General features: G+C 41.8%; 2 protein-coding genes and 1 pseudogene. All 3 read left to right on the forward strand.

What is annotated here, in order from left to right:
- Window positions 1-192 precede the first annotated feature (192 nt).
- Window positions 193-1,359, forward strand: a complete 1,167-nt coding sequence (locus tag MHN31_RS23905; RefSeq protein WP_125559009.1) for a nucleotide sugar dehydrogenase — start codon at window positions 193-195, stop codon at window positions 1,357-1,359.
- Between the two features lie 12 nt (window positions 1,360-1,371).
- Window positions 1,372-2,379 (forward strand): NAD-dependent epimerase, encoded by a 1,008-nt coding sequence (locus MHN31_RS23910; RefSeq protein WP_125559011.1) that lies wholly within the window; start codon window positions 1,372-1,374, stop codon window positions 2,377-2,379.
- 325 nt (window positions 2,380-2,704) lie between these two features.
- Window positions 2,705-3,289 (forward strand): annotated as a pseudogene (locus tag MHN31_RS23915) (polysaccharide biosynthesis protein); the annotation flags it as partial.

A 3,289-nucleotide genomic window follows, 5' to 3' on the forward strand; every position in this document is an offset into this window, starting at 1 on the left:
GTCACAACTTTGAGCATGAGCAAATTCGTCAGTTACTGCTGGATGCACCTACGGGATTCAACCCAACAGATGGAATTTGTGATTTGGTATGGAATGCCAAAATAGAAGCGAGCGAGAGCAAGGTTATCAGTTTTAAATAGTTAGCTCACTCTTAGCTTAGTTTATTAACGTTTTGAATGTAATGGATTTTTGATGAAGATTACTGTCTTTGGAATAGGTTATGTTGGCTTGTCAAACGCGCTATTGCTGGCCCAGCATAACGAGGTTGTTGCCGTTGATATAGATAAAGGCAAAGTTGACCTTTTATTGGATAAGCAATCACCCATTGTTGATACAGAGATTACTCATTTTTTGAAGAATGAAGATATCAACTTTACTGCGACTACGAACAAAGAGTTGGCTCTGCAAGATAGTGATTTCGTTATCATAGCGACGCCTACAGATTATGATCCAGAGACAAACTTTTTTAATACAAGTAGCGTTGAGTCCGTTATCGCAGATGTTCTGGCAATTAACCCTAGCGCAACGATGGTTATCAAATCAACCGTACCGGTTGGCTACACAGCCTCAGTGAATGAAAAGTTTGGTGTCGATAATATTATTTTCTCTCCTGAATTTTTGAGAGAAGGAAAAGCGCTTTACGATAACTTGCACCCATCCCGGATTATCGTTGGTGAGCAGAGCGAAAGAGCTAAGGTTTTTGCGCAATTGCTGCAGCAAGGGGCAAAAAAACAGGATACACAAGTGTTGTTTACTGACGCAACTGAAGCTGAAGCGATCAAGTTGTTTTCAAACACTTACCTGGCTATGCGCGTGGCTTACTTTAATGAGCTGGATAGTTATGCTGAAAGCCATGGTCTGGATGCTAAACAGATCATTGAAGGGGTTGGTTTAGACCCGAGAATTGGGTCTCATTACAACAATCCATCTTTTGGCTATGGTGGTTATTGCTTGCCAAAAGACACAAAACAGTTATTAGCAAATTATAAAGATGTGCCAAATAACATGATCCGTGCGATTGTTGACGCAAATACGACGCGCAAAGATTTTATTGCGGATTCGATTATAAAGCGTGAACCAAAGGTCGTGGGTATTTATAGATTGGTGATGAAATCAGGTTCCGACAACTTTAGGGCTTCTGCAATTCAAGGTGTTATGAAGCGCATTAAGGCCAAGGGGATCGAGGTGATCATTTATGAACCAACCTTAAAAGAAAGTTCGTTTTTTAACTCTAAAGTTGTAAGTTCACTCGAAGAGTTAAAAGCGTCTTCTGATGTAATCATCTCTAACAGAATGACGAATGAGTTGTTAGATGTCGAAAGTAAAGTTTATACCCGTGATTTATTTGGCAATGATTAGGAAGGATTAATAGTGAAATACTTAGTAACAGGTGCAGCTGGCTTCATTGGTGCCGCTGTATGTGAAAAGCTGTTGGAGCAAGCACACCAGGTTGTTGGTATCGATAACTTGAACGATTACTATGACGTGAGCTTAAAGCATGCTCGTTTGGCAAATATTGAGCATGACGAAAACTTTAGATTTATAGAAACGGACATTGCCAACAGAGATCAACTTGCAGCATTATTCGACGATGAATCTTTCGATATCGTTATTCATTTAGCTGCACAAGCGGGAGTCAGGTATTCGATTGAAAACCCGCATGCATATGCTGATAGTAACCTCGTTGGTCATTTGAATATTCTTGAAGGTTGCAGAAATAACGCAGTGAAGCATTTAGTGTATGCGTCATCAAGTTCTGTATATGGATTGAATGAAAAGACGCCATTTGAAACCAGCGACTCTGTTGATCACCCTGTTTCTCTTTATGCTGCTACTAAAAAGTCAAATGAGTTGATGGCGCACAGCTACTCACACCTTTATGATTTGCCGACAACAGGATTACGCTTTTTCACCGTTTACGGACCGTGGGGCAGGCCTGATATGGCGCCGTATATTTTCACTAACAAAATATTGAAAGGTGAAACTATCGACGTAAATAATAACGGTGATATGTGGCGCGACTTTACTTATATTGATGATATCGTAGAAGGCGTTGTTAGAATCGCTGATGTAATACCCACTCGTCAACCAACGTGGAAAGTCGAATCTGGCACGCCAGCATCAAGTTCGGCACCTTATAGTGTGTATAACATAGGCCATGGTAGCCCAATTAATCTAATGGAGTTCATTGGAGCAATTGAGACCGAATTAGGTATCGAGGCTGCTAAGAATTTTAGAGAAATGCAACCAGGCGATGTTTATAAAACGTTTGCCGATACTGATGATCTGTTTGAAGCAACGGGTTATAAGCCTCAGGTTGGTGTTGAGGAAGGCGTAAAACGCTTAATAAAATGGTACAAAGACTTCTATAAGGTATAGATTTATCAGTAAGTCTTTTATCTTGCCCAGACAGGGGCCTGGCAATTATCCGCTTTTCTGCCGGATGTTCTCAGGCTTCAGTTTGGGTTAGGTACGCTGGAAATAAATCAGTGGCATTCGTTCTTAATATCCTTCCCTGCCAAGCAATCCGCACTTTTTAATTAATATGCCCATAGTTTTGCAAGGTTTCTTGGTGTGTTCATCCTGTCTTTCTCGTGCGTAGGCTGAATTCAGTTCGACAGTTATCAGATATCTGTGTATATTTATTAGCTATAACTGTATAGTTACTTTGTGTAATTGAACTTCTTTAGCTCAAGGATTTACAGTGGATAGTTGGTTCAGTTCTCTTCTTAATGCATCTCGCTCAAAAAAGCGTGCGCTCACACTTCTAATAGACTCCGTTTTTATTTTCAGTGCATTTTGGCTGGCTCTTGTGGTCAGGCTTGATAGTTTTTCTCCTTTCTTTGTTATTGAGAACTGGTTGTTGCTTAGTTTGTTACTGCCCGTGAGTTTGCTGGCGTTTATCAAAGTCGGCTTGTATCGCGCTGTGCTTCGTTATGTCGGCGCACATGCTGTCGGCGCGGTGATTGTTGGGACTGTGATAAGTACCGTGGCGCTGGTGATGGCATCATTCTTCACCTATGTGACCATTCCCCGCACCATGCCATTGATCTATGCCTGGTTATTAATTCTGTCTGTGGGTGGTTCACGCATTGCGGTGCGTGCGATGGTGAGCCGTTTGGCAACAGTCAATAAAACACCGGTTGTGGTTTATGGCGCAGGCTCGGCTGGGCGGCAGTTAGCTCCAGCAATCGCGGCGGGTGAAGAGTATTATGTCAGTGCATTTATAGATGATGACCCGTCTAAACATGGTGCTATCTTACAAGGGATCCCGGTGATTGCTTTTGAG

This window comes from Pseudoalteromonas sp. McH1-42 (assembly GCF_022347845.1).
Taxonomy (GTDB): Bacteria; Pseudomonadota; Gammaproteobacteria; order Enterobacterales; family Alteromonadaceae; genus Pseudoalteromonas; species Pseudoalteromonas rubra_D.

Bases quoted from the DNA above. Each gene is read 5' to 3' on its own strand.
- MHN31_RS23905 (WP_125559009.1), top strand. From the start codon at position 193: ATGAAGATTACTGTCTTTGGAATAGGTTATGTTGGCTTGTCAAACGCG.